General features: G+C 33.5%; 27 protein-coding genes. 15 read left to right on the top strand and 12 right to left on the bottom strand.

What is annotated here, in order from left to right; translation table 11 throughout:
* Positions 1-259: 259 nt before the first annotated feature.
* From leuC to leuB, 9 genes are all read left to right on the top strand, one after another.
* Positions 260-1,654, top strand: coding sequence for a 3-isopropylmalate dehydratase large subunit (gene leuC, locus AC8GF4_RS15270; protein WP_506595800.1), 1,395 nt, complete (start codon positions 260-262; stop codon positions 1,652-1,654).
* Between the two features lie 149 nt (positions 1,655-1,803).
* A complete protein-coding gene (gene leuD, locus AC8GF4_RS15275) occupies positions 1,804-2,400 on the top strand; it encodes a 3-isopropylmalate dehydratase small subunit (protein WP_269224114.1) in 597 nt (198 codons plus the stop codon).
* Positions 2,401-2,477: 77 nt separating this feature from the next.
* Positions 2,478-2,780, top strand: a complete 303-nt coding sequence (locus AC8GF4_RS15280; RefSeq protein WP_506595802.1) for an antibiotic biosynthesis monooxygenase family protein — start codon at positions 2,478-2,480, stop codon at positions 2,778-2,780.
* Between the two features lie 17 nt (positions 2,781-2,797).
* A complete protein-coding gene (locus AC8GF4_RS15285) occupies positions 2,798-3,502 on the top strand; it encodes a class I SAM-dependent methyltransferase (protein WP_506595804.1) in 705 nt (234 codons plus the stop codon).
* Between the two features lie 5 nt (positions 3,503-3,507).
* Complete coding sequence (locus tag AC8GF4_RS15290; protein ID WP_506595806.1) at positions 3,508-4,296, top strand: methyltransferase domain-containing protein; 789 nt, start codon at positions 3,508-3,510, stop codon at positions 4,294-4,296.
* 11 nt (positions 4,297-4,307) lie between these two features.
* The gene (locus tag AC8GF4_RS15295; RefSeq protein WP_506595808.1) at positions 4,308-4,811 is read left to right on the top strand and encodes a GNAT family N-acetyltransferase; all 504 of its coding nucleotides are present in this window, start codon (positions 4,308-4,310) and stop codon (positions 4,809-4,811) included.
* Entirely contained in the window at positions 4,808-5,332 is a 525-nt protein-coding gene (locus AC8GF4_RS15300) for an ORF6N domain-containing protein (RefSeq protein WP_506595810.1), read from the top strand. The genes AC8GF4_RS15295 and AC8GF4_RS15300 overlap by 4 nt, the downstream gene beginning before the upstream one ends.
* 35 nt (positions 5,333-5,367) lie before the next feature.
* Positions 5,368-6,888 carry a hydroxymethylglutaryl-CoA lyase-like TIM-barrel protein gene (locus tag AC8GF4_RS15305; RefSeq protein WP_506596061.1) on the top strand — a complete coding sequence of 507 codons (1,521 nt, stop codon included), beginning with the start codon at positions 5,368-5,370 and terminating at the stop codon, positions 6,886-6,888.
* Positions 6,889-6,994: 106 nt separating this feature from the next.
* Complete coding sequence (leuB, locus tag AC8GF4_RS15310; protein ID WP_506595811.1) at positions 6,995-8,056, top strand: 3-isopropylmalate dehydrogenase; 1,062 nt, start codon at positions 6,995-6,997, stop codon at positions 8,054-8,056.
* A 125-nt stretch (positions 8,057-8,181) separates the two neighbouring features.
* On the opposite strand, the gene rbp is transcribed toward leuB, so the two are convergent.
* Together rbp and AC8GF4_RS15320 are read right to left on the bottom strand one after the other, a co-directional pair.
* Positions 8,182-8,547, bottom strand: a complete 366-nt coding sequence (gene rbp, locus AC8GF4_RS15315; protein WP_116759447.1) for an RNA-binding regulator — start codon at positions 8,545-8,547, stop codon at positions 8,182-8,184.
* Between the two features lie 118 nt (positions 8,548-8,665).
* The gene (locus AC8GF4_RS15320; RefSeq protein WP_506595813.1) at positions 8,666-9,868 is read right to left on the bottom strand and encodes a sensor histidine kinase; all 1,203 of its coding nucleotides are present in this window, start codon (positions 9,866-9,868) and stop codon (positions 8,666-8,668) included.
* Between the two features lie 373 nt (positions 9,869-10,241).
* On the opposite strand from AC8GF4_RS15320, the gene AC8GF4_RS15325 reads away from it, so the two are divergent.
* From AC8GF4_RS15325 to AC8GF4_RS15335, 3 genes are all read left to right on the top strand, one after another.
* Entirely contained in the window at positions 10,242-10,793 is a 552-nt protein-coding gene (locus AC8GF4_RS15325; RefSeq protein ID WP_506595814.1) for a 30S ribosomal protein S16, read from the top strand.
* A gap of 15 nt (positions 10,794-10,808) precedes the next feature.
* The gene (gene rimM, locus AC8GF4_RS15330) at positions 10,809-11,333 is read left to right on the top strand and encodes a ribosome maturation factor RimM (protein WP_506595816.1); all 525 of its coding nucleotides are present in this window, start codon (positions 10,809-10,811) and stop codon (positions 11,331-11,333) included.
* Positions 11,334-11,487: 154 nt separating this feature from the next.
* Positions 11,488-12,150: a tRNA1(Val) (adenine(37)-N6)-methyltransferase gene (locus tag AC8GF4_RS15335; protein WP_506596062.1), complete on the top strand. Its 663-nt coding sequence runs from the start codon at positions 11,488-11,490 to the stop codon at positions 12,148-12,150.
* Positions 12,151-12,219: 69 nt separating this feature from the next.
* Here the strand turns inward: AC8GF4_RS15335 and AC8GF4_RS15340 are convergent, their stop codons facing one another.
* Entirely contained in the window at positions 12,220-12,606 is a 387-nt protein-coding gene (locus AC8GF4_RS15340) for a hypothetical protein (RefSeq protein ID WP_506595818.1), read from the bottom strand.
* A 503-nt stretch (positions 12,607-13,109) separates the two neighbouring features.
* Between AC8GF4_RS15340 and AC8GF4_RS15345 the strand changes: the two genes are divergently transcribed.
* The 3 genes from AC8GF4_RS15345 to AC8GF4_RS15355 all read left to right on the top strand — a co-directional run bounded on the left by AC8GF4_RS15345 (position 13,110) and on the right by AC8GF4_RS15355 (position 16,165).
* Positions 13,110-14,288 carry an acyl-CoA dehydrogenase family protein gene (locus AC8GF4_RS15345; RefSeq protein ID WP_506595820.1) on the top strand — a complete coding sequence of 393 codons (1,179 nt, stop codon included), beginning with the start codon at positions 13,110-13,112 and terminating at the stop codon, positions 14,286-14,288.
* Positions 14,289-14,380: 92 nt separating this feature from the next.
* The gene (locus tag AC8GF4_RS15350; protein ID WP_506595822.1) at positions 14,381-15,163 is read left to right on the top strand and encodes a DUF3050 domain-containing protein; all 783 of its coding nucleotides are present in this window, start codon (positions 14,381-14,383) and stop codon (positions 15,161-15,163) included.
* A gap of 261 nt (positions 15,164-15,424) precedes the next feature.
* Positions 15,425-16,165: an SGNH/GDSL hydrolase family protein gene (locus AC8GF4_RS15355; protein ID WP_506595824.1), complete on the top strand. Its 741-nt coding sequence runs from the start codon at positions 15,425-15,427 to the stop codon at positions 16,163-16,165.
* 4 nt (positions 16,166-16,169) lie between these two features.
* Here AC8GF4_RS15355 and AC8GF4_RS15360 read toward each other — a convergent pair whose 3' ends face one another.
* The 9 genes from AC8GF4_RS15360 to AC8GF4_RS15400 all read right to left on the bottom strand — a co-directional run bounded on the left by AC8GF4_RS15360 (position 16,170) and on the right by AC8GF4_RS15400 (position 24,059).
* Positions 16,170-16,487 carry a 2Fe-2S iron-sulfur cluster-binding protein gene (locus tag AC8GF4_RS15360; protein ID WP_506595826.1) on the bottom strand — a complete coding sequence of 106 codons (318 nt, stop codon included), beginning with the start codon at positions 16,485-16,487 and terminating at the stop codon, positions 16,170-16,172.
* Between the two features lie 49 nt (positions 16,488-16,536).
* Positions 16,537-17,010 carry a hypothetical protein gene (locus AC8GF4_RS15365; RefSeq protein ID WP_506595828.1) on the bottom strand — a complete coding sequence of 158 codons (474 nt, stop codon included), beginning with the start codon at positions 17,008-17,010 and terminating at the stop codon, positions 16,537-16,539.
* A gap of 314 nt (positions 17,011-17,324) precedes the next feature.
* Complete coding sequence (locus AC8GF4_RS15370) at positions 17,325-17,564, bottom strand: NifU family protein (protein ID WP_506595830.1); 240 nt, start codon at positions 17,562-17,564, stop codon at positions 17,325-17,327.
* 21 nt (positions 17,565-17,585) lie between these two features.
* On the bottom strand, positions 17,586-18,716 hold the full coding sequence (locus AC8GF4_RS15375; RefSeq protein ID WP_506595831.1) for an Mrp/NBP35 family ATP-binding protein: 1,131 nt from the start codon (positions 18,714-18,716) through the stop codon (positions 17,586-17,588).
* 202 nt (positions 18,717-18,918) lie between these two features.
* Positions 18,919-19,251 carry an MGMT family protein gene (locus AC8GF4_RS15380; protein ID WP_506595833.1) on the bottom strand — a complete coding sequence of 111 codons (333 nt, stop codon included), beginning with the start codon at positions 19,249-19,251 and terminating at the stop codon, positions 18,919-18,921.
* A 6-nt stretch (positions 19,252-19,257) separates the two neighbouring features.
* Entirely contained in the window at positions 19,258-19,893 is a 636-nt protein-coding gene (locus tag AC8GF4_RS15385; protein ID WP_506595834.1) for a LysE family transporter, read from the bottom strand.
* A 48-nt stretch (positions 19,894-19,941) separates the two neighbouring features.
* Positions 19,942-20,616, bottom strand: coding sequence for a tRNA (guanosine(46)-N7)-methyltransferase TrmB (gene trmB / locus AC8GF4_RS15390; RefSeq protein ID WP_506595836.1), 675 nt, complete (start codon positions 20,614-20,616; stop codon positions 19,942-19,944).
* Between the two features lie 467 nt (positions 20,617-21,083).
* Entirely contained in the window at positions 21,084-21,590 is a 507-nt protein-coding gene (locus AC8GF4_RS15395; RefSeq protein ID WP_506595838.1) for a nuclear transport factor 2 family protein, read from the bottom strand.
* Positions 21,591-21,596: 6 nt separating this feature from the next.
* The gene (locus AC8GF4_RS15400) at positions 21,597-24,059 is read right to left on the bottom strand and encodes an AsmA family protein (protein ID WP_506595840.1); all 2,463 of its coding nucleotides are present in this window, start codon (positions 24,057-24,059) and stop codon (positions 21,597-21,599) included.
* Between the last annotated feature and the right edge of the window lie 51 nt (positions 24,060-24,110).

Consider the following 24,110-nt stretch of genomic DNA (forward strand, 5'->3'; position numbering starts at 1 on the left):
TTTGCAAATTATTAAAAACAGAACCAACCGTATCAAATCTTCTTTGAAAAGAAATTCAAAGTCAAATTAAGAAAGCGTATTTTTTGACCAAAAACAATGATCTAAAGTACTATTGTACTGTAAACTGTTTTTGGGTATCGTATATAAGTGCTTTTCGAAATTGACGCCTCTCTTTTCTTTTTTAAATTTGTTGCCAATGATATAATTGATAGAAAACTATCGGAATTATAAAAGAGAAATACACTAAAAAATAGTTAAAATGAGTACTACATTATTCGACAAAGTATGGGATTCGCACGTGGTGCGTAAAATAGCAGATGGACCAGATGTGTTTTTTATTGACCGTCATTTTATTCACGAAGTAACTAGTCCAGTTGCTTTTCTTGGCTTAAAAGAAAGAGGAATTAAAGTTTTGTATCCTGAACGTACTTTTGCAACTGCCGATCACAATACACCAACTATAAACCAACACTTGCCTGTTGCTGATGCTTTGTCTGCCAATCAATTGAAAGCTTTGGAAGACAATGCTGCCGAATATGGAATTTCGCACTGGGGATTGGGACATCAAAAAAATGGTATCGTTCACGTGGTAGGGCCTGAAAACGGAATTACTTTGCCTGGTGCAACTATCGTTTGTGGTGATTCTCACACTTCTACTCACGGTGCTTTTGGAGCTATTGCTTTTGGTATTGGAACTTCGGAAGTAGAAATGGTTATGGCTACGCAATGCATTATGCAACCCAAACCAAAGAAAATGCGTATCAACGTAAACGGAACTTTGAGTAAAGGTGTGGGACCAAAAGACGTGGCATTATATATTATTTCAAAATTGACAACTTCGGGTGGAACAGGCTATTTTGCTGAATATGCCGGAAATGTTTTTGAAGAAATGTCCATGGAAGGTCGTATGACCGTTTGTAACTTGAGTATCGAAATGGGAGCTCGTGGCGGTATGATTGCCCCTGACCAAAAAACATTTGATTTCTTGGAAGGACGTTTGTACGCTCCAAAAGGAGAAGCTTGGACAAAAGCAGTGGAGTATTGGAAAACTTTGAAAACGGATGCTGATGCTGTTTTTGATGCTGAATTGAACATCGACGCAGCTGATATTGAACCAATGATTACTTATGGTACTAATCCAGGAATGGGAATTGGTATCTCGGCAACTATTCCATCTGCCAACCAAGTAGAAGGAGGTGAAGAAACATACAAAAAATCATTAGCTTATATGGGCTTCCATGAAAATGACGTAATGATTGGCAAACCAATTGATTTTGTTTTCTTGGGAAGTTGTACGAATGGCCGTATTGAAGATTTCAGAGCTTTTACAGAAATTGTTAAAGGCAGAAAAAAAGCAGACAATGTTACCGCTTGGTTAGTTCCAGGTTCTCACGTTGTAGAAGCACAGATTAAAGAGGAAGGTCTTCTAGATATTCTTACTGAAGCTGGTTTTGTATTGCGTCAGCCTGGTTGTTCGGCTTGTTTGGCCATGAACGATGATAAAGTTCCTGCCGGAAAATATGCGGTAAGTACCTCAAACAGAAACTTTGAAGGTCGTCAAGGTCCTGGTTCTAGAACATTATTGGCAAGTCCAATTATGGCAGCTGCTGCTGCGGTTACCGGAAAATTGACAGATCCAAGAGAGTTGATGTAAAAAATTGGCAAAGGCAATTTCAATGGCAATGGCAATGACAATTTTAAAAAATAAAAATAAAAAAATAAAAGTTTTAAGATTTAAAAGATGTCGTTTTCCACACAGGAGATCTAAAATCTGAAATCTAAAATCTAAAATCTATACTTACAATGGCATACGATAAATTTACCATCCTTACGAGTAGTGCAGTGCCACTACCAATAGAAAATGTGGATACCGATCAAATCATTCCAGCTCGTTTCTTGAAAGCTACAAAACGTGAAGCTTTTGGAGACAACCTTTTTAGAGACTGGAGATACAATGGAGATGATACTCCAAAAGCAGATTTCGTTTTGAACGACGCAACATATAGCGGTCAAATATTAGTAGGCGGAAAAAACTTTGGTTCGGGTTCTTCAAGAGAGCACGCGGCTTGGGCGGTTTACGATTATGGATTCCGTGCAGTTGTTTCTAGTTTCTTTGCCGATATCTTCAAAGGAAATTGCTTGAATATTGGTGTTTTGCCAGTTCAAGTAAGTCCAGAATTTGCTGAAACTATTTTCAAAGCAATCGAAGCCGATCCAAAAACAGAATTGGAAATCAATTTGCCAGAGCAAACCATTACGCTTAAAGTAACAGGTCAAAAAGAGTCTTTTGATATTTCTGGATACAAAAAAGACAATATGATTAACGGCTTTGATGATATTGACTACTTGCAAAATATTAAAGAAGAAATCACGGGATTTGCAGACAAACTGCCTTACTAAAAATAAATACAATTAGTTTTAGTTAAGAGACCCGACACATTTTTTTAAATCTGTCGGGTTTATAAATAAAAATAGATATGATTTTAGAAGTGGCTATTCTGCAAGTAAATGAAGGCTCAGGTCTTCAATTTGAAAAAGACTTTGCAATTGGAAGCCAATTCATACAGTCGATTCCGGGCTATGTAAACCATAGTTTGAGAAAATGTTTAGAGCAAGAAAACAAATACCTGTTGCTAGTCAATTGGGAGAAACTGGAAGATCATACTGTTGGCTTTAGAGAATCTGAAGCGTATTTAGAATGGAAGAAATTGTTGCATCATTATTATAACCCGTTCCCGATTGTGGAGCATTATGAAATGGTTTTGGAGAACAAAAAATAATTTTAAATTATAAATAAATGAAATCTACTTTATCCGAAATACAAGATCGTTTTGACAATGAAGTGGAACGTTTTTCTAATTTAGAAACAGGTCAAATCAGTACAATTGATGCGACTTTGAGTTTAGAGTTATTGACTCAAGCGGCAACAGCTATTTGTCCAGAGGCCAAACAAGTTTTGGATTTGGGTTGTGGTGCTGGAAATTACTCTTTGAAGTTGTTAGGGTTAATTCCGAATTTGGATTTTACTCTAATTGTTTTAAGCCAACCGATGTTGGATAAAGCAAAAGAAAGAATCTCCGAAGTTTCAGAAGGAAAAATCACTGCTATTCAAACTGATTTTTTGAATATGGAATTAACTGACGATACTTTTGATATTGTGGTAACAGGAGCAGCGATGCATCATTTAAGATCTGATGAAGAATGGGAAACGGTTTTCGCCAAAATATATAAAAGCCTGAAAAAGGGAGGTTGTTTTTGGATCTCCGATTTAATAAAACACGACCATCCAGCCATTGACCAATTGATGTGGAAACGTTATGCAGATTATTTAGAGGGTGTGGGTGGCAAAGCGTATCAAGAAAATGTGTTTGCTTATATCGCCAAAGAAGATAGTCCACGTTCTGTTATTTACCAATTGGAAGTGTTAAAAAAAGTAGGTTTTTCGACTGTTGATGTTTTGCATAAAAATAGTAGCTTCTCTGTATTTGGAGGAATAAAATAAATCACATGAAAGAGAACAAACACATACAAAGAGACGATCAAGCGACAAAAATATTTGACGACAGAAGCCTTACAAATGACTACAAAAATCTAACCTCTATTTTAAAACCTGGCATGAAAGTGTTAGACGTAGGTTGTGGGACAGGATCGATTTCAAAAGACATTGCAAATATAGTTGGAGTAAACGGAAAGGTTACAGGAATCGACAATACCGAAATTTTTATTTTAAGCGGAAAAGAATCCTATCAAAACGTTCTCAATTTAGAATTAATTCATGTTGATTTATTTGATTTCAATGCAGAAGAAAAATTTGACTTGATAGTTTCCGCTAGAGTATTACAATGGTTGAGCAATCCAAAAGAGGCTTTGTTGAAAATGAAATCGCTTTTGAAACCAAACGGACAAATTTCAATTTTAGACTATGACCATACAAATCTAGATTGGAATCCATCGCCACCCGAAAGTATGCAGGCCTTTTACAATACGTTCTTAAAATGGAGACAAGATGCTGGAATGAACAATAAAATTGCCGAAGATTTACCTCATCTATTAGAAGAAGCAGGTTTCCATTCGATTGAAAAAATCAATTCGGATGAGTTATATAATGAGGAGAGACAAGATTATAAATCGAAAATAGGAATTTGGTCAAAAGTAGCGGGTTCGCTTCAAATGGTAGAAGAAGGTTATTTGGACAATGACTTGCGATTGAAAGCCATAGAAGAATACAACCATTGGATAGAAACAGAAGCAATTTCTATGACAATGAAATTAAATGAAGTGCGAGGAAAAATATAAAATTTGTAAAAATGGATTTCAAACCCAGCACGATTGAAGATATAGACATCGTTTTTGAATTTTATGATATGGCGATTGCTTATCAAAAAACCAAATTCAATAAACAATGGCAAGGTTTTGACAGAGCACTAGTAGAAAAAGAAATTGCGGAAAATCGCCAATGGAAAGTTTTAATTGATAACGAAATTGCTTGTGTTTTTGCGATAACATTCGAGGATAAAAGCATTTGGAAAGAGAAAAACAGCGACAAAGCCGTTTATTTTCATCGAATTGTTACACATCCTAAATTTAGAGGACAGCATTTTGTAGAAAGAATAATCGATTGGGGATTGCTATTTGCCAAAGAAAAGGGTTTAGATTTTTTGAGAATGGATACTTGGGGCGATAATGAGTCTTTAATTGAATATTATCAAAAGTGCGGTTTTAATTTCCTTGGAATTATTACACCCGATTATGATGGTTTACCCAAACATTATGAAGGAATAACATTGAGTTTATTTGAAATTAAAAGATGAGTAGTAATTTGATAATTCCAGAAGAAACAATCACGGATAAGATTTTCATTATTCGATACCAAAAAGTAATGCTCGACAGAGACTTGGCTGCACTTTATGGAGTAGAAACAAGAGTTTTAAATCAAGCCGTTAAACGTAACATTGGACGATTTCCTGATGACTTTATGTTTGAGGTTTCAAAAGTTGAATTTGACAACTTGATATCACAAATTGTGACATCAAGTTGGGGTGGAACTAGAAAGCTTCCTTTTGCCTTCACGGAACATGGAGTAATGATGCTTTCTAGTGTCCTTAAAAGCGACAAAGCCATTCAAACTAATATTCAAATCATGCGTACTTTCACAAAAGTAAAGCAAATGCTTTTAGACACTAGTGAGATGAAGATTAACATAGTGCAAATTCAGAAGAAACTCGAAAATAACGATAAGAATATTGAATTGGTGTTTTCCTATTTAGACGAGCTAAATGCGAAAGCAGAAGATGAAAAACCACGAGTAAAAATTGGATACAAAAACGATTAGAATATTCTAGCCAAAAGCAAATAGTAATGTCAAACATAGAAAAAAGAAAGATTGAAATAATGGATACAACACTTCGCGACGGGGAACAAACCTCGGGAGTATCCTTTTCTGCTGCAGAAAAATTAACCATTGCACAATTATTGCTGGAAGAATTAAATATTGACCGCATCGAAGTGGCTTCCGCTCGCGTGAGCGAAGGCGAATTTCAAGGCGTAAAAGGAATTATGTCCTGGGCTGAAGAAAAAGGATATACTGACAGAATCGAAGTCCTGGCTTTTGTCGATGGCGGAATTTCTATCGAATGGATGAAAAAAGCAGGAGCCAAAGTACAAAATTTATTGACCAAAGGTTCTCTAAATCATTTAACCCACCAATTAAAAAAAACTCCAGAACAGCATTTTTCCGAAATCGCACAATCCATTGCTTTGGCCAATGAAAACGGAATTGCAACCAATGTCTATCTCGAAGATTGGAGTAACGGTATGCGCAATTCACCTGAATATGTTTTTCAATATTTGGATTTTTTGGTAACACAACCCGTTAAAAGAATATTACTACCCGATACTTTGGGCGTTCTTATTCCATCTGACACTTTTGAATTTATATCTAAAATCACCGCAAAATATCCTGGAATTCATTTTGATTTTCACGCCCATAATGACTACGATTTGAGTGTTGCCAATGTGATGGAAGCTGTAAAAGCAGGCATAAGCGGATTACACGTTACTGTAAACGGAATGGGAGAACGCGCTGGAAACGCACCACTCGAAAGTACCGTTGCTGTGATTAATGATTTTATGCCTGAGGTAAAAATCAACATCAAAGAATCGTCTTTGTACTCAGTAAGTAAATTGGTAGAAACCTTTACCGGTTACAGAATTCCCGCCAACAAACCTATTGTAGGTGATAATGTTTTCACACAAACCGCAGGAATTCATGCTGATGGTGACAATAAAAACAATTTGTATTTTAATGATTTGCTTCCAGAACGTTTTGGAAGAAAACGAAAATATGCATTAGGAAAAACATCGGGTAAAGCCAATATTGAAAAAAATCTACAAGAATTAGGCTTAAAACTAAATCCCGAAGATTTAAAGTTGGTAACCCAAAGAATCATCGAATTGGGTGATAAAAAAGAAACTGTGACCAAAGAAGATTTACCATACATCATTTCGGATGTATTGGACAGTCAGTCGTATGAAGAAAAAATAGTGGTCGAATCCTACGTATTGGTTCACTCCAAAGGATTGCGTCCTTCGACCACGCTTTGTTTAAAAATTGATGGTGAAATTATTGAAGAGCATGCGCAAGGTGACGGTCAATTTGATGCTTTTATGAATGCGCTTTCGAAGATTTATAAAACCAAAAAAATGATTTTACCAAAATTGATTGATTATGCGGTTCGTATTCCGCCAGGCAGTAGCTCGGATGCATTATGCGAAACCATCATCACTTGGACTCACAACGGAAAAGAATTTAAAACAAGGGGGCTAGACTCGGATCAAACGGTTGCTGCTATCATTGCCACACAAAAAATGCTAAATGTAATTAATTAATAAAAGCTACTAAGTTACTAAGATTCTAAGCTGCTAATTTTTAAAGCAGTATCAGATCTTAGTTTCTTAGAATCTTAGAAACTCAGAAACTTAAAAATAAAAAACAATGAAATTCAACATTGCCCTTTTAGCCGGAGACGGAATCGGACCCGAAGTAACTAACGAAGCTGTTAAAGTTTCGAATGCCATTGCCGAAAAATTCAACCACGAAATCACTTGGACACCTGCATTGACAGGAGCTTGTGCCATTGATGCCGTTGGAGTTCCTTACCCTGATGAAACACACGAAATTTGTATGGCTGCCGATGCGGTTCTTTTTGGAGCAATCGGACATCCAAAATACGATAACAATCCAAGTGCACCTGTTCGTCCAGAACAAGGATTATTATTAATGCGTAAAAAATTAGGCTTGTTTGCCAATGTGCGTCCAACTTTTACTTTTCCATCATTGATTGATAATTCTCCATTAAAAAGAGAGCGTATCGAAGGAACTGATTTAGTTTTCTTAAGAGAATTAACGGGAGGAATTTATTTTGGAGAAAAGGGAAGAAGAGATGACGGAGAAACTGCTTTTGACAATTGTGTGTACACTAGAGTCGAAGTGCAACGTTTGGCCAAAAAAGGATTTGAATTGGCAATGACGCGTACCAAAAAATTATGTTGTGTGGACAAAGCCAATGTATTAGAAACTTCTCGTTTATGGAGAGAAACCGTACAAGCTATGGAAAAAGATTATCCAGAGGTTGAAGTTAGCTACGAATTCGTTGATGCAGTTGCGATGCGTTTGGTACAATGGCCAAATTCGTATGATGTATTGATTACCGAAAACTTATTTGGAGATATTTTGACAGATGAGGCTTCAGTTATTTCAGGATCAATGGGATTAATGCCATCAGCTTCAGTAGGTGAACACACTTCATTATATGAACCAATTCATGGTTCTTATCCACAAGCAACGGGATTGAATATTGCCAATCCATTAGCGACCGTTTTATCGGCAGCAATGATGTTTGAAGATGCTTTTGGATTGAAAGAAGAAGCCGAAGCGATTAGAGCAGTTGTAAATAAATCGCTAGAGCAAGGAATTGTAACCGAAGATTTAGTGGCTAAAGGTGTAAAAGCATATTCTACCAGTGACGTAGGTGACTGGTTGGTAGCAAATTTGTAAAATCAAAAAATTTGTAGAGACACACTGCGGTGTGTCTCTACAATAATAAATGATTACAAAATAGAATGCAACAAAAAAGGTGTCAATTTACATTGACACCTTTTTTTATATGATTGAAAAGAATATTAATATCTTCCTCCTCTGTCTCCACCTCCACGGTTGTCTCCACCACGGCTGTTTCCACCACCATAACCACCGCGTGAATCTCCACCACGACTGTTATTGTTAAAACTTCTTCTTTCACCTTCTGGTTTTGGTTCAGATTTGTTTACAACGATTGCACGTCCTTGAACAGTAGCTCCGTTCAATTCGTCAATAGCTTTTTGAGCTTCATCATCATTTGTCATTTCAACAAAACCAAATCCTTTACTTCTTCCTGTAAATTTATCTGTGATAATTTTAACTGAATCAACTGCTCCGTAAGCCTCGAAAGACTCTCTTAAATCTGCTTCCTCAATACTGAATGGAAGGCTTCCAACAAAAATATTCATAAGTACTTATTTATAATAATTAGAGCAAATGTACTCTATTTTTATTCTAATCAACTATAAATTAGCATATTTATGATTTAATTTGTGATTTAGAGCTTTTTAACTTTATAACAAAACATTATTTTAATACCGAAAAACTAACTTTTGTTCCTTTATCAATTTCAGAATCAACTGATATAGCGCCACCAAGGCCTTCAATCAATTTTTTAACTGTAGAAAGTCCAATTCCATTTCCTTTGTTACCAAATCGATCTTCAACTCCTAAAATCTCAAAAATTTTAAATATTTTGCACTGATGTTCTTTATCCATTCCCATTCCATTATCAGAAACGGAGAATTGATAATGCGTTTTGGTTTCCGTAAAACCAATTTCAATTTCTACTTTTTCCTTATTGTTATACTTAATGCCGTTTACCATTAAATTAATAAAAATTTGCTGCATTGCAATTTGATTTACTACAATGGATTGGTTTACAAACTGCGTTTTAAAGTTAAATTCCCCACTACTGTCTATAAGTTTTATTACTTCCGCAATAAACTCTTTTAAATCAATCTCACCTCGCTCGATTTCCATAATTGAAGCTGCTTTGCTGTGATTTAAAATCCCATCAACTAGACCTCTTAAAATTGTTGATGATGAATCTAGTAATTTCAACATTTCATTTGCTTCTTCATCCAATTTGTCCCCATATTCTTCAAGTAATATTTTTGCTAAACCACTAATATTTTTTAAAGGAGATCTTAAATCGTGCGCAGCCACGTTTGCAAACATTTCCAGTTCGGCACGCTGTGTTTCCAATTCTATATTTTTTTTACCTAAAAGCAAATTTGTTTTTTTGAGCTCAAAAAGGGTGATAATATTATTGGATAATACTTCCATTGCTTTTTGTTGCATCATTGTTAGTACTTTTGGTTTACTATCCAAAACACATAAAGTTCCCAATGAAAAGCCATCGGAAGTTACCAATGGTGCACCTGCATAAAAAACTACATTAGGAGAACCTGTTACTAATGGATTGTCATAAAATCTTTCATCAAGACGGGAATCTTCAACAGTAAACAAATGACCCTCATTTAAAATAGCATGCCCACAAAAAGATATTTCCCGGGATGTTTCGTCAATATCTAGACCTACTTTTGATTTAAACCATTGCCTGTCGCCATCAATCAGTGATATTAACGACATTGGTGTTTCGCAAATGATGGATGCCAAAAGGGTTATTTCATCAAATTCTTTTTCTGAAAAAGTATCCAGAATAGAAAATGATTTTAATGTCTTAATTCTGATTGCTTCATTATGAGGCTTTTTTGGTCTTATCATATTATTAGTCCGATTTAGTCTTCAAAAACATTCAAAGTTATTCTTGAAAAATTAATTCACACACAAAAGTATTGTAGTGCCAAGGCTTGTAGCCAATTATATACCAGAAATACTCCTTGTTTTTGTTAAATTGGTTAAAATAAAAAGTTCCCGATGAAAAAAAAAAACATAAATAAACTTGCATTTGTTAGACAAAAATACAGGATTTCAACATCATTAACCTCTTATCGATATTTAAATTTAACTTAAAAAAAACAACTAACAAACTATTAGTCATTAAAATAATAAACTTTTTAAAATGTTTCAATAAAAGATGTATCTTTGCACCCTTAATTAATCGAGGTCGAGTACCTCAAAATTTAATCACAAGATTATGTCAGTAAAAATTAGATTACAAAGACACGGTAAAAAACAAAAACCTTTTTACTGGGTTGTAGCAGCAGATGCTCGCTCAAAAAGAGATGGTAAATACTTAGAAAAAATCGGTACTTACAATCCAAACACTAACCCAGCAACTATCGAATTAAATCTTGATAGTGCAGTAAGATGGTTGCACAATGGTGCTCAACCAACTGATACTGCAAAAGCAATTCTTTCTTACAAAGGTGCTTTATTGAAACACCACCTTGATGGAGGTATTCGTAAAGGAGCTTTAACTCAAGAACAAGCTGATGCAAAATTGGCTGCTTGGTTGGAAGCTAAAGCTGGAAAAGTAGATGCTAAAAAAGAAGGTTTGACTAAAGCTCAAGCTGCTGATAAAGCAAAAGCTTTCAAAGCAGAACAAGAAGTTAACGCAAAACGTTTAGCTGCTGCTGCACAAGCTGAAGCTGATGCTATTGCTGCTGCAACTCCTGCTGTTGAAGAAGAAGTTGTTGCTGAAGAAGTTCCTGCTGCAGAAGAAAATAACGAAACAACTGAAGCATAATTTTAGTAGGCGACGATGCGTAAAGAAGATTGTTTCTATTTGGGTAAAATCGCCAAAAAATTTAGTTTCAAAGGAGAAGTTCTTGCCTATTTAGACACGGACGAACCTGAGTTATACGAAAACTTGGAATCAGTGTTTGTTGAATGCAACAAACACTTGGTTCCTTTTTTTATTGAAAATTGTAACTTACACAAAAACGATTTCCTCCGAATTCGTTTTGAAGATTTAAATACCGAAGAAGAAGCCGATGCCATAATTGGCAATGACCTTTATCTTCCTTTAAAAATGTTGCCTAAACTTACAGGTAATAAATTTTACTTTCACGAAGTTATTGGATTTGAAGTCGAAGACAAACGCCTAGGATTTGTTGGAGAAATTCAATCTATAAATGACACTACTGCCCAACCTCTTTTCGAGGTATTGAAAGGAGATGTTGAAATTCTTATTCCAATGATTGACCATTTCTTGGTTAAAATAGACAGGGAAAACAAAAAGGTTGTCATGGATCTACCTGAAGGTTTAATAGAAATGTATTTATAACAAATAAAATTATTTTTTGAACCATTAAGAGATTAAGGAGATTAAGAATACACTTAATGAAACTTAATTTCTTAATGGTTTAATTTTTTTAAATATCATAAGTGTGTCAAAATTTTCCTTTAAACAATTCTCAGTAGAACAAGATCAAACCGCCATGAAAATTGGAACCGATGGCGTTTTATTAGGCGCTTGGACTCCGATAGAAAACAATCCTTTTAGTATTCTGGATATTGGAACTGGAACTGGTATTATAGCTTTAATGCTTTCGCAGAGAAGCAATGCACAACAAATTGATGCATTAGAAATTGATGATGATGCTTATGAACAAGCAGTCGACAATTTTGAAAACTCCCCTTGGAGCGATCGTTTATTTTGCTTTCATGCCGGACTTGACGAATTTGTAGAAGAGCCAGAAGATGAATATGATTTAATTGTTTCTAATCCCCCTTTTTATACCGAAGATTACAAAACCGAAAACGAGCAACGCGATTTAGCTCGTTTTGCAGACGCAATGCCTTTTGAGGATTTGATTGAAGCAGCTGCTTTGTTACTTTCGGAAAACGGAATCTTTTCGGTCATTATTCCGTTTAAAGAAGAAGAGAAATTTATAGCTCTCGCCAATGAATACGAATTGTATCCCATAAAAATCACCAGAGTAAAAGGCACTCCGACCTCCGAAATCAAAAGGAGTTTAATTGCATTTGTCCGTGATGAAAATGCAATCATTTTGACTGACGTATTAACTATCGAAACCGCAAGACATATTTATACTCCAGAATATACTGAGCTGACTAAAGACTTTTATTTGAAGATGTAAAAAAAGCAATTTCTATTTGATTTAAATAAAAATTGCCTTTTAAAATCTATAACCCACAGCTTTCAACAACTATTTTGCTATACAAAAGGTACTTTCTGGGTCAACATCTCCTTGCGGCAAATTTTTACAATAAAAAGTTCTTTTAAGAGTAAAACAATCTCCATCTATACTCATAATATCCACTACTATTTTATCACCTACCTCAATTTGACTTTCTACGGTTTTTTTTGTGCATATTACTTCATATTGACAATCTGTTACCCATTTTACGCTCCATACCATTTGAAGTACTCCATTGTCAAAACTTTCTTGAGTGGCTCCTTTAATCACAAAAGTCTTTTTTGGATAGTCTGGATTGTATGCTTTTATATTTTTTAATTTACTGCAATCAAGAGTTTGTGAATACCCCATTGCTCCTACTACTAGTAACAAAATAAGTGCTATTTGCTTTTTCATTTTTGTAATTTTGATTGATTTGAGGAAAAAATCGCGAATTATAATTAGTTAATTTATTTAGCAATATTACAAAATTGTATCGCACTATCCAAGACATCATACTCGTGTTATTAAAGAGATTTTAAAAAAAATAATTAGCTTAGTTTTATCACTAACAAAAACATAAGACTTGGTAACTACTTTAAAAAAAATAAGCAATGAAAATATTCATGTATACAAATAATATAAACAAATAAATTGGGTGTTAAAAAAACAAAATAAGTAATGTAGATCGTATATAAGAAAACTTGACAAACCAATGATTATATTTTGTTTTTTATTAGCTATTCTCATAAAAAGACCGTTTTCTTTTGATTAAAAATAAGCACAATCCCAGAACCTTTTTGATAAAAATAAATTAATATGCTCAATTGATCCCAAAAAAATATCAATTTTTTTATAACATTTTAGATTAGTATTGTTATAATTCTTTGCGTAGATTTGTATCACTAAATACTTATACCATGAGACCCGATTTATTTCAAGCCCCAGATTATTACAATCTAGATGATTTATTAAGTGAAGAACACAAACTCGTTCGTGACTCAGCTCGTGCTTGGGTAAAACGCGAAGTTTCTCCCATTATAGAAGAATATGCCCAAAGAGCCGAATTTCCAAAACAAATTATAAAAGGTCTAGGAGAAATAGGTGGTTTTGGCCCTTATATCCCAGAAGAATATGGTGGAGCTGGATTAGACCAGATTTCTTATGGGTTGATTATGCAAGAAATAGAACGCGGTGATTCTGGTGTTCGTTCCACTTCATCTGTTCAATCTTCGTTGGTTATGTATCCGATTTGGAAATACGGAAACGAAGAACAACGAATGAAATATTTACCCAAACTAGCTACTGGAGAGTTTATGGGTTGTTTCGGGTTGACAGAACCAAACTATGGTTCAGATCCCGGAAGCATGATTACCAATTTTAAGGATATGGGAGACCATTATCTTTTGAATGGTGCCAAAATGTGGATTTCAAACGCTCCTTTCGCTGATATTGCTGTTGTTTGGGCAAAAAATGAAGAAGGAAGAATACACGGATTAATAGTAGAACGTGGTATGGAAGGCTTTACAACTCCCGAAACGCATAATAAATGGTCGCTTCGTGCATCATCAACAGGGGAATTGATTTTTGACAATGTAAAAGTACCTAAAGAAAATTTATTGCCAAATAAATCTGGACTAGGAGCACCGCTTGGCTGCTTGGATTCTGCACGTTATGGAATTGCATGGGGCGCTATTGGTGCTGCAATGGATTGCTACGACACAGCTTTGCGTTATGCGAAAGAAAGAATTCAGTTTGACAAACCTATTGCAGGAACGCAACTGCAACAAAAGAAATTGGCCGAAATGATCACTGAAATCACCAAAGCACAATTGCTTACTTGGAGATTGGGTGTATTAAGAAACGAAGGAAGAGCGACAACAGCTCAAATATCTATGGCCAAAAGAAACAATGTGGATATGGCCATTCATATTGCTCGTGAAGCGCGACAAATGTTAGGCGGAATGGGAATTACGGGTGAGTATTCTATAATGCGTCACATGATGAACTTAGAATCGGTAATTACTTATGAAGGAACTCATGACATTCATTTGTTAATTACAGGGATGGATGTTACCGGAATTCCAGCTTTCAAATAGCACTAAACAACTATTAAAGTATTTATAAAATTGATAGTCAAAGCTTCTTGGAAACAAGAAGCTTTTTTACTTTTACACAAAAAACAATCCCAATGAATATTGCAACAATCAATTCTAAAATTCAAAATCAAAAACAACAGTTATTAAATCATACCTTATACCAAAAAGTAAATACAATTGAAGATTTACATTCGTTCTTAGAAAACCACGTGTATGCAGTTTGGGATTTTATGTCCTTGCTAAAAGCATTACAAAACAAACTTACCTGCACTACAACACCTTGGTTTGCAACAGCAAATCCAGAAACAAGATATTTAATTAACGAAATTGTATTGGCCGAAGAAAGCGACCTAAGCATGGACGGTAGACGTTTGAGTCATTTTGAAATGTATATAGAAGCAATGCAAGATTGCGGTGCTAAAACAACTTACATTGAACAATTTTTAGACGAGGTTAATTCGCTACAAAATATATTTGTTGCCATCAAAAAAAGTGATTTACATCCAAATATTAAAGCATTCCTTGATTTTACTTTTAGAGTCATCGAAGAAGGAAAACCACATGAAATTGCAGCAGCGTTTACCTTTGGAAGAGAAGATTTGATTCCGAGTATGTTTACGGAAATCTTAAAAAGTTTCCAGTCCAATTTTCCTGAAAAAAATTTAAGCAAGTTACTATATTATTTTGAAAGACATATTGAATTGGATGCTGATGAACACGGTCCAATGGCAATGACAATGATAACCGAGCTTTGTGGTGAAGATTCAAAGAAATGGCATGAATGTGAAGTTATTTCGATTCTAGCATTAGAAAAAAGAATTGGTTTATGGGATGCCATTGAAGAGCAAATTTATTTAAAAACCGAACTAGTTTAAGTTTGAAAAAATATACAAAACAGTAATGCCTTGTAGCTATTCAGACTAATAAAAAAGCGACACGAATTTCACAAATTAGCACTACTGATTTTCAATTTTAAAATTTAATTTCACAAAAATCAACAGTTCTTAAAAATTTGTGCAATTATTAAGAATTTCTTTTTTGCATAAATTAGGGAAATTCGTGTCTGTTTTTTTAATAAGATGTTAATTTAGAGTAATATGAATAGTTATAATGCTTTTAATTTTAAACCGAAATAAATGAAAACACTTTTTAAAATAAGCATCTATTTGTTTTGTTTCTCTTTTATAGCATGTCAGTCAGACAGTAGTGATGTAAATACATTTGCACCTTCAAATCCAAATCCTAAACCTACGGTACTTACTTTAGAAACAAAATCTAATCCAATCAAATATTTAGCCTTGGGTGACAGCTATACTATTGGGCAAAGTGTTTGTGAAACGTGCCGGTTTCCAGAGCAATTAAAAAATAGGCTTTTTAATTTAAACAATCAAAACAGTTTTAATTTGAATATTATTGCCAGAACTGGCTGGACAACAGGTAATTTAATTTCGGCTATAAACAGTCAAAATCCAAGTAATGATAACGACTTAGTCACTTTATTAATTGGTGTAAACAACCAATATCAAGGAAGTTCTTTTTCGGTATATGAAAAAGAATTTCCTGAATTGGTAAATAAAGCTATTTTTTTGGCCAAAGGAGATAAGTCAAATGTAATCGTTTTGTCCATACCCGATTATGCTTACACTCCTTTTGGAAATGGTAATAAAACCATTTCTACAGAAATAGATCAGTATAATGCTTTTGCTCAAAATTATTGTTCAAATAACAATATTGTCTTTGAAAATATAACTACAATAACTAGACAAGGTCTTTTGGACCTTAGTTTAGTGGCTTCAGACAACTTACATCCTTCTGAAAAGGCATATCGCTTATTTGTAGATCAAATTTTGCAAAAAGCAGTAATTGCTTTGCAATAAAAGTTTAATATTCTGGAGCCAATTCCAGCTCTAAACCCTCAAGAGATTCCGTTATTGGAATTTGGCATCCCAAACGGCTATTGGATTTTACATAAAAAGCTTCTGATAACATTGCTTCTTCATCATCACCCTTTTCAGGTAATACCACATCGTTAAGTACGTAACATTGACACGAAGCACACATAGCCATTCCGCCACAAGTTCCTTCTACAGGAAGCTCATAGGCTTTACACAACTCCATAATATTCATTGCCATATCAGTAGGAGCTTGTAGTTCATGAACTACTCCCTCTCTATCTTTAATTTTTATTAAAACATCCATTAATGTAATTTCTAATTTTAAATTAATCGAAGTTTTAAAAACTTCAATTTTATCCTTTTATTTCTAGACTTAATAAATACTCCTTACGGTTTTCAATATTAAGAATTCTTAATCCAATGATATCTGCTTGATTTATTATAAAAGTAATTTTTGCAGGGGCAATATATGAACCTTCATGGCATTTAAACAACAACTTCCCTTCAAAAGTTAAGTCTAACAATCCATTTTTCTCCGTTTTTTCTTTAGTCAATGTCTGATAGGTTAATTCAGCAGAATTGTATGCACTATTTTCCAACATTTTAGCTTTACCACCACTAAGTTCTGTCAAGAATTCTGCATTAACAATTTTTAATTGACCTTTCCTATTTGAAAAAACATTAACCATTGTGCCATAATTCATTTCTTGCCATTCTTCTTCAACCGTAGTTAATGTTTTGGACACAAACGCCTCTTGTATTGGCTCTTGCGCGTAGTTTTTATAAAAACATAAAAACAAAACGATCAATAGGTACTTCTTTTTCATAATTCAAATTTGTAGGTTAGTGTTACAAATGTAAATTTTTATTTGAATTTTTAGAGAAAAAAAATGTGAATTATTTGCATTGTTTTTTGTAAATAATAAAACATACCTCTGATTTAATGATAATTCTTTAATAATAATGATCTATAAAATACATTTTACTGCTATTTAACAAGAACTAATCAATACTTTAACAAGGAACAATATGATTTATATCATTTTATACACCACTTTTTTTTACTAAAGAGCACTTACTATTTTTTAAAACTTATAAAAAAAGAACACCAATTATGAGCATTACCCTTATTTTGCGGGTTTTACAAAATATTTACAACAGTTTCTATTTGTGGAGCATATTTTTTTATGGTAGTTTCTACTCCAGCTCTTAATGTCATTTGATTTACACTACAGCTTGTACATGCTCCCTCAAGTCTCACTTTTACATGTTTTCCTTCTTCAATAGAAACTAGTGTGATATCACCTCCGTCAGAATTCAAAAAAGGCCTGATTTCATCCAGTGCTTTTAGAACATTGTTTGTTAATTCTTCTGTTTTCATATTTTTTTCTTCTTTAGAAACCTATTTCTTAACGGCAGAACATCCAGCCATTGTCGTAATTTTTATTGCTTCAGTTGGGGCCAAATTTTCATTTCTATTTACAACTTCTTGAACAACATTACGAGTTATTTCTTCAAAAACATTTTCAATAACAGAACCTACTTGCAAAGCTGCTGGACGACCGTAATCTCCTGCTTCTCTTATTGACTGTACAATTGGAACTTCTCCCAAGAAAGCTACTCCTAAATCTTGAGCCAAATCTTTGGCGCCTTCTTTTCCAAAAATATAATATTTATTGTTTGGCAATTCTTCTGGTGTAAAGTAGGCCATATTTTCTATTATACCCAAAACAGGAACATTTATTGCTTCGGACATAAACATGGAAACTCCTTTTTTGGCATCTGCAAGAGCAACAGCTTGTGGAGTACTTACCACAACAGCACCAGTAACTGGTAGTGATTGCATAATAGAAAGGTGAATGTCTCCGGTTCCTGGAGGCAAATCTATAAGCATAAAGTCAAGATCTCCCCAATCGGCATCAAAAATCATTTGGTTTAACGCTTTAGAAGCCATTGGTCCTCTCCAAATTACAGCTTGACTTGGCGATGTAAAAAAGCCAATAGAAAGCATTTTAACTTCATAACTTTCAACAGGTTTCATTTTAGATTTTCCATCTACCATTATAGATATTGGCTTCTCACTCTCTACATCAAACATTATTGGCATTGAAGGCCCGTAAATATCGGCATCCAAAACTCCAACAGAAAACCCCATTTTTGCCAATGTTACTGCCAAATTTGCAGTAACAGTAGACTTCCCTACTCCACCTTTTCCGGAGGCTACTGCAATAATATTTTTAATTCCAGGTATTGCTTTTCCTTTTATTTGATTAGGATTTTCTGAAACTTCTACTTTACTATTAATTTTGATTTTTGCATCAGGGGAAACTAATTCAAGTATTGCTTTCTTGATATCGTCTTCGGCTCTTTTTTTGATATGCATTGCAGGTGTGTGTAAAACCAAATCAATTATAACTTCATCTCCAAAAGTAACTACGTTTGCAATTGCTCCGCTTTCTACCATGTTTTTACCTTCTCCAGCAATAGTTATAGTTTCTAATGCTTTAAGAATATCTTTTTTATCTATTTTCATTTTAAAATATTTCAGGTTTTAATTGTCTAAAACAATTTATTTTTATTTAAACTAATTTTAGATTACAAAGATAACAGATTCTGTGCTTAATCTAAAAGATTTGAATTGGATTTATTGATGATGATAGCTATTTCTACTTATAATTGCCATTACTATTTCTGTCATCATAAAATAAGGAAGAGCAACCTTTTATCAACACAAATTAAGCCTTCATTTGCGGCTCCCAAAAAACAGACTCTAAATTTTGAATTTGATTGTCAACCACAACAATTCCTTCGCTTTCTAGTAATTGTTGCATAAGATTGGTGCCGTCAAAATGGTGCTTACCAGTAAGCAACCCTTTTCTATTGACTACTCGATGCGCAGGCACATCTTCTAAGTTGTGTGCTGCGTTCATAGCCCAACCTACCATTCTAGCAGAACGCGCGGCTCCTAACACCATGGCAATTGCGCCATAAGAGGTTACTTTACCATAAGGAATTTGTCTGACTATAACGTAAACCCGCTCAAAAAAGTTGTCGTTTTTTGTTTCCATTTTGTTTTAACCAAAATATCCTTTTAGGAGTTTAAAAAGTGTAAATAAAGAAACCAATCCAGTTATGCTTCCAATAATATAATTTCCATAATTCATTAAAAAAGAAGATTTTGCATCTTTCTTTTTAAAAAATAAGATATAAAGATAAAACACTAAGAAAGATCCTGTTACTACTCCAGTTACAAACGCATAAATAAAAGATTCATTAAAGTAAAAATAGCCATATGTTGAAAGTGTAATGGATATAAATACATAATAGGGAATAGGAAATAGATTTAAAGTGGACAGCAGCATCCCAAGAAAAAAACGATTGGCTTTACTACGTACTTTTGTTTCAGACTTAGGTAATTTAGGTTTCTTGGCTTTCCAAAAAAAATAAATAGTCAATGTTATAAAAATAAACAAGCCAATTTCTTGAAGTCTATTAATAATATCTGGACGACTATTGATAAAATTAGCGAATAATAAAGCTAATAATGTTTGAAAAAAAACAATTACAGTAGCGCCAATTGCAAAAAAAATAGCTTTATTTCTACCGTCTTTCAAACTCACCTTTGCCGCTGTCATATTGATTAAACCTGGAGGTGTAATTCCAATAGCAGCTGCAATAAATCCGAGAAAAAAAGGCAATAGTAAAGTCATATTCAATTAATAAGTCACAGTATTCAGTTACAGTACACCAACTGAAAACTACTTTATTTTAAAACGAATATACGTAATTGCTTTGTTAATTTCCAAATATTGTTTTTCATAAAAAGTTTGAAAAGCAGTAACTTCTTCTGGACTTCCTTCGTTTACATACACATTATGATTGGCATACAAAACTTCATGTCCTTCACCGTGTAACAACCCTAAAGTATAACCGTGCATGAACTCACTATCGGTTTTAAGATTCATAACACCTTCTTTTTTCAATATCTTTTTATACAATTGTAAAAACTCAGAATTAGTCATCCTATGTTTTGTTCTTTTGTATTTAATTTGAGGATCTGGAAAAGTGATCCAGATTTCATCTACTTCGTTTTCGGCAAAAATATGATTGATTAATTCGATCTGTGTTCGAATAAAAGCTACGTTATGCAATCCTGTTTCCACAGCAGTTTTTGCGCCACGCCAAAATCGCGCACCTTTGATATCAATTCCTACGAAGTTTTTATTAGGATATTTTTCGGCTAAGCCAACGGAGTATTCCCCCTTGCCACAACCCAACTCCAATACCAATGGATTTTCATTTTTAAAAAAATCTGAATTCCATTTTCCTTTTAGTGGAAATAAATCCCCCACTACTTCTTCTCTTGTTGGTTGAAAAACATTGTTGAATGTTTCGTTTTCCTTAAATCTCTTTAATTTATTTTTGCTTCCCACGATGTAATTACTATTTCGGCAAAATTAAGGAATTATATAAGAATGGTGACTATTCTAGTTTACTTTTAAACCAAAGATTAAAATATAATTGCCATAAAGACGCAAAGACACGAAGAAAATGAGAATCTAAAATTGAAAAAATGTTTTGTGTGGAATATAATGTGTGATTTTGGTAACTGTTCAGCTTATTCTAAATTAACGTCAAATTAAAAAAGAAAAAGACACGAATTTCACTAATTTACACGAAAACACAGTCCTTATAATTACACAAATTTTCAAGAAATGATAATTTTCGTGAAATTAATTTTTAAAATTGAATATAATTAGTGCTAATTAGTGAACCCCGAAAGCTTTCGGGGGTGTCTACTTTTAATTAGGCTGAATAGTTACTGATTTTGTAGTGTATTGTAATGGATGAATTTTATTTTTTTAGAGAATCATTACAATTTTCACAACACAAACTATAGTTATTTGTTTTGCATTTTAAGCATTATTGCATCTTCAATTGGCGCAATGATTTTGATTACTTCTTTGGTGTTATCATTTGGAATCGTCATAGACAAAACATAATGCTTTACTTTCCAATCTTTGCCAATTTTTACTAAGACTCCAGATCCTCTGCAAATTTTCATTTGTGTACTCAAAAGCTCGTCAAACCAGGCCAATTTTCCCGATTCGTCAAAATAAATATTACGTTCAATTGCTTTAAAACTCCACGCTTTTCCTTTGTCAAAATAGGGTTTTGAATAGGCTTGAAAGGCTGTTTTGTTCCAATTTTCTGTTGGATCTGTACCTATAAATATGGCATCTTCAGCCATCATGCCAAAATAAACATCAAATTTAGCATCTGCTGCAGCTTTGTGCCAAGCGTCAAGAGTACTATTGACCTGTTTCTTTTCGTCGGATTCATTATATTCTAAAGAACCAAAACTAACTAATGTCAAAAATATTAAAAACGAGAAAAATGTTTTCATAATTTTTTATTTGTTTTTGGGAAGACTTCCAAGTTTAATTTTTGTTCCTCCTTTTTTTTCATCTACTACCAACAAACGCAAAACGACTCCTTTATATCGTTTGGCATCTCTTTCTTTTTTGTCTGTAATCTTCAAATCGTCTTCGGGATTTCGAAGCGAAATTGTCAAACCTAAGTTTGTTCCTTTCTTAAAAGAGTACATTCCTTCTACATCAAAATTCAATATATTTGAACTTACTTTGAAAAAATCAATATTTACCTTACCTGCATTTAAACCTAATTCTCCAGACAAATCATTAAATACAACATGTTTAACATCTCTATTTGGAAAAGCATATTTACCAATGTTAATTAAAGGCTGAAAATTAATTAACGATCCGTTTTTGACTTCGTATTTTAAATGTCCACTTTCAGAATTCTCCACAAAATCGCCTTCTGGAGTGATCTTAAAAGCCATTTTTATATTTGAAGAAAATTTACCATTGACGTTTTTGGGTTCAAACGATTTGATTCCAAAATTATTAAAAGAAGTCAAAAGCTCAGGAATATCTACCATTGCAACATTTACATTTGTTTTTACATCAAAAATATTTTGCTGTGGAATCAATTGCGAATCAAAGTTAATTATTCCTCCACAGGTTTTTATGGAACCTTTCTTGACAAAAAAGTTTCTATTCTTGGCTACAATTACAATTTTGGCATTTGTTGCTGTTAAATGAGAATACACCATCTTGTCCAAATTCAAATTTAACACTACATGGCATTTTTGAACAAGAGCATTTCTTTTTTCATTATCGCTTTTTTGAGTCACTTTATTGATCGTCTTCTTTTTTTGACCACCCGTAATTACCCCTAATAATTTTTTGACATCCATAAATGGACTTTTAAGGTTGAGTTCGGCAACCATATTTTCTGGATCATTATAATAGAGATTTAAAAAATTATCAATTCTTCCATCCAAATAGAAGATATTTTTATCTCTCTGGTATTTTATGTTTTTTATAAATAATGCTTTTTCTGTAAAATCTAGAAGGATGTTGGTTTGAAAAGGAGTGTTCTTTGGGGTATACAATAATTTGGCATTTTTAATGTCTACTTTCCCGGTGAAATGAGGTTTTGAAATGCGCAATGCAACTATATCTACATTGAATTGTAAATCAACATTGGCCGTTCCTCCTTTATATTTAATAAGGTCGTTGCCAAAAATATTTCCCAATTTATTTAATTCAAATTTTGAATGAAAATCTCCTGTTGCAATTGGCTTTTCTAAATTATTAATTGCGGCGGTTGGAATTGATATCTCAACTCCTTCAAAGTTCCCTTTGAAATTTTTAACGATAACTGCAGAGTTGATATCATTGTATCCCAACCCGTTTTTAACATTATTTGTATATCTACCTTCAAAACTGCAGTCCTTGACAGTACCATCTGGAGCAATCAATTCATTGTCTTTTATTTGAGCATCGACAATGATTTCGGGATCTCCTTCGGCATTCATATCACCAATAATGCTACATTGCGCATCGAGTGGCTTGGTGATATTAAAATGATTCAGAATTTTAAATAAATGCGGATCCAGTAAATGAGCGGCGTTCAACCATAAAATATGAGTCTTTATGTTGATGTTCATTATTGGATGCTCTTTTTCTAGTCCAAAACTTGCTTTGATATTAAAATCATCCTCCCCAATTCCAAGATCTTTGGTTTCTACTTCAATTTTGTTTTTTTCTTTAGAAAATTGAACTGCTAGTTTTCCTTTTATTCTTTTGTCTTTTATAAAACTTCCTTTAATGGTGTTGAATGCCATACTTTTGGCCAAAACATCCAGATGCAAATCTGTTTTCCAGCCATCGTCGGTATAATCAATTTTGCTTTTCAAAGATTTTACTTCAAAATGGAACAATTTATTTCTTTGCAAGTTTTGAGAAATAAAGATAACATTCTTAAAATCTACCTCACCAATTTCGGTTTCGGTTTCACTTTTAGCCTCCTTTTTTTTTGGTTTTGGTTTAAAAATATTCGAATTGGAAACGCCGTTTTTGTCTTTAAACAAATCGATTTTTGTGTCTATTAAGACCACTTTTTCAATGTTTATTTTTTTGTTTATTAGACTCAGTACATTCAATCGAACTTCAATTTCTTCTGCCTCAAGCACGCTCCTTTTATGAATAGCATATAGGCTGTCCTGAAGTTCTACTTTTTTCAACACAACCGTAAAATTGGGAAAACCGATCAAAAACTTATAGCCAACATCGCCTATACTTACGTGACCCGAAATGTTTTCATTGATTTTTTGATTGATTTCGGTTACTATTTTCGTTTTATTCTGAATGAAATACACTCTCAATCCAATAAAAAAAATAAGCAATAGTCCGACAAAACCAATACAGAAATACCCTGTTCTTCTTACTGCTTTTTGAAGTTTTGGTTTTTTGAAATACATTTTGATTTTGTCAAAAAAGGAATTCATAAGCTGTTATTTTATATCTAAAGATATTTTAAAATTAAGATAAATTTAAAT

Source organism: Flavobacterium rarum (SeqCode) (genome assembly GCF_965234445.1).
Lineage (GTDB): Bacteria > Bacteroidota > Bacteroidia > Flavobacteriales > Flavobacteriaceae > Flavobacterium > Flavobacterium rarum.

Bases quoted from the DNA above. Each gene is read 5' to 3' on its own strand.
- leuC (WP_506595800.1), top strand. From the start codon at position 260: ATGAGTACTACATTATTCGACAAAGTATGGGATTCGCACGTGGTGCGT.
- leuD (WP_269224114.1), top strand. From the start codon at position 1,804: ATGGCATACGATAAATTTACCATCCTTACGAGTAGTGCAGTGCCACTA.
- AC8GF4_RS15280 (WP_506595802.1), top strand. From the start codon at position 2,478: ATGATTTTAGAAGTGGCTATTCTGCAAGTAAATGAAGGCTCAGGTCTT.
- AC8GF4_RS15285 (WP_506595804.1), top strand. From the start codon at position 2,798: ATGAAATCTACTTTATCCGAAATACAAGATCGTTTTGACAATGAAGTG.
- AC8GF4_RS15290 (WP_506595806.1), top strand. From the start codon at position 3,508: ATGAAAGAGAACAAACACATACAAAGAGACGATCAAGCGACAAAAATA.
- AC8GF4_RS15295 (WP_506595808.1), top strand. From the start codon at position 4,308: ATGGATTTCAAACCCAGCACGATTGAAGATATAGACATCGTTTTTGAA.
- AC8GF4_RS15300 (WP_506595810.1), top strand. From the start codon at position 4,808: ATGAGTAGTAATTTGATAATTCCAGAAGAAACAATCACGGATAAGATT.
- leuB (WP_506595811.1), top strand. From the start codon at position 6,995: ATGAAATTCAACATTGCCCTTTTAGCCGGAGACGGAATCGGACCCGAA.
- rbp (WP_116759447.1), bottom strand. From the start codon at position 8,547: ATGAATATTTTTGTTGGAAGCCTTCCATTCAGTATTGAGGAAGCAGAT.
- AC8GF4_RS15320 (WP_506595813.1), bottom strand. From the start codon at position 9,868: ATGATAAGACCAAAAAAGCCTCATAATGAAGCAATCAGAATTAAGACA.
- AC8GF4_RS15325 (WP_506595814.1), top strand. From the start codon at position 10,242: ATGTCAGTAAAAATTAGATTACAAAGACACGGTAAAAAACAAAAACCT.
- rimM (WP_506595816.1), top strand. From the start codon at position 10,809: ATGCGTAAAGAAGATTGTTTCTATTTGGGTAAAATCGCCAAAAAATTT.
- AC8GF4_RS15335 (WP_506596062.1), top strand. From the start codon at position 11,488: ATGAAAATTGGAACCGATGGCGTTTTATTAGGCGCTTGGACTCCGATA.
- AC8GF4_RS15340 (WP_506595818.1), bottom strand. From the start codon at position 12,606: ATGAAAAAGCAAATAGCACTTATTTTGTTACTAGTAGTAGGAGCAATG.
- AC8GF4_RS15345 (WP_506595820.1), top strand. From the start codon at position 13,110: ATGAGACCCGATTTATTTCAAGCCCCAGATTATTACAATCTAGATGAT.
- AC8GF4_RS15350 (WP_506595822.1), top strand. From the start codon at position 14,381: ATGAATATTGCAACAATCAATTCTAAAATTCAAAATCAAAAACAACAG.
- AC8GF4_RS15355 (WP_506595824.1), top strand. From the start codon at position 15,425: ATGAAAACACTTTTTAAAATAAGCATCTATTTGTTTTGTTTCTCTTTT.
- AC8GF4_RS15360 (WP_506595826.1), bottom strand. From the start codon at position 16,487: ATGGATGTTTTAATAAAAATTAAAGATAGAGAGGGAGTAGTTCATGAA.
- AC8GF4_RS15365 (WP_506595828.1), bottom strand. From the start codon at position 17,010: ATGAAAAAGAAGTACCTATTGATCGTTTTGTTTTTATGTTTTTATAAA.
- AC8GF4_RS15370 (WP_506595830.1), bottom strand. From the start codon at position 17,564: ATGAAAACAGAAGAATTAACAAACAATGTTCTAAAAGCACTGGATGAA.
- AC8GF4_RS15375 (WP_506595831.1), bottom strand. From the start codon at position 18,716: ATGAAAATAGATAAAAAAGATATTCTTAAAGCATTAGAAACTATAACT.
- AC8GF4_RS15380 (WP_506595833.1), bottom strand. From the start codon at position 19,251: ATGGAAACAAAAAACGACAACTTTTTTGAGCGGGTTTACGTTATAGTC.
- AC8GF4_RS15385 (WP_506595834.1), bottom strand. From the start codon at position 19,893: ATGACTTTACTATTGCCTTTTTTTCTCGGATTTATTGCAGCTGCTATT.
- AC8GF4_RS15395 (WP_506595838.1), bottom strand. From the start codon at position 21,590: ATGAAAACATTTTTCTCGTTTTTAATATTTTTGACATTAGTTAGTTTT.
- AC8GF4_RS15400 (WP_506595840.1), bottom strand. From the start codon at position 24,059: ATGAATTCCTTTTTTGACAAAATCAAAATGTATTTCAAAAAACCAAAA.